1 protein-coding gene is annotated in these 1457 nt (G+C 58.5%); it reads right to left on the reverse strand.

Annotated features, from left to right (window positions below; all coding sequences use genetic code 11):
- Positions 1 to 204 precede the first annotated feature (204 nt).
- Positions 205 to 1457: metallophosphoesterase family protein (locus NW820_RS12335; RefSeq protein WP_414407638.1), on the reverse strand; the 1253-nt coding region annotated here is incomplete at its 5' end.

Here is a 1457-nt window from a genome sequence, read left to right on the forward strand (position 1 = left end):
CTTCACAAGCTCTCCACAGTTTCGCTGAAATCAATCACTGGGATCCGTTATGCGAGAGACACAGTTGCACCGGCTATGGCTGGTGTTGCTGGAAAAAGCTGCTTTGAATCATCTGTTGAAAAGCCTGGGCTGCTCGCGAAGTGTGCAGAACCCTCGCGAGAGCATCTACAAACGGCTCATCAATCTTTTGCCAAGACGGAGACGTTAATCCCGACACAGGGATCCAATACGAGCTTGGCAGGTGGCGATTTCTTGGGGGGTGAGGTTGTCCCAATTGACGTCGCGGCGCAGCACCAAGCCATTGTGCCCAGTGATGAAACGGGGCAGCTCTGCTTGGTCGATCACGCTCAGATCCCGCATGTGATAGGTAGTGTAATAGGTAACATCTGGGCTCTCGAAATCCACGTCGATAAGGGTGAGGGTCTTGCGGGGGGGCAGAGGGCTGCCCAAGAGGGGACGAGGGCCAGAGCCGAGAATGCCGCAGTGAAGCAGTTGCAGTTGCCCTTTGTGGCCAGGGTAGTAGCCGTGGTCGTGGCCGCTGATGTAGGTGTGGACGCGGTACTTCTCCAGCAGAGCCCGTTTGGCATCCGCCTCCAGCAGCACTTCTCCCGGATCGTCGCGCCCGACAGTGATGGCGTAGAGGGGCAGATGGCCGATGACAATGCGCAACTTGGCCTTCTGAGCCCGTTCGCTGGCCAGAGCCGCTTCCGCCCAGGCCATTTGTTCGGGCGGGATGTAATTGCAGGTGGCATCCCAGACTAGGTAAAACACATCGTCTTTTTCAAAGGTGTAGTAGAAGGGAAAGTCCCCCCGATCCACAAAGTTCAAACCTGGGTCGTGGGCCGGATCGTTCCAAAACTCGCGGGCCAGATCCCGTTCTTTTTGAAAGAGAAAGCCGCCCCGCGTGGTGCGGGCACAGGAAGCATCGTGATTGCCCAAGGTAAAGCCGTAGGGAAGTTTGGCCGCACGGATTGGGCCAGCCACATGCCGGTCGAAGGCTGCCCACATGGCGCGAATGCGCTCCTCCGACAGGCGGGGATCCTGACCGGCCACCATATCTCCTCCTCCCAAAACAATATCCGGCTGAAGATAGGGGATGAGGCCGATGCCCCGATCCACCTCTGGGTCGTATTCCACCGAGCCGTAGATGCCGTTCATGTCACTGATGACCAAGAGGCGCAGATCTCGGCGGGGGGGGATGTAGAGGCCATGGGGGGCATCTGGATGGGGGACGACGGTGGGGGTGGGCTGGGGGGTAGGAGAGGGGAGAGCGGCTCTAGGGGATCCCATCCCTGGGGCTAGATGAGAGGGCTGCTGCCGACTGGCCCAATAGGCTCCTGCCAATCCACTGCTGCTGGCCAACCCCAACAAACCCAGAATTACCTTGCGCCGCTGCATGATCTTTGCCCCCAACACTCCAGCGGTATTGTAGAAAATCAAAAGGCTGATGTTGGGCT

The organism is Synechococcus sp. R55.7 (assembly GCF_047461955.1).
GTDB lineage: Bacteria > Cyanobacteriota > Cyanobacteriia > Thermostichales > Thermostichaceae > Thermostichus.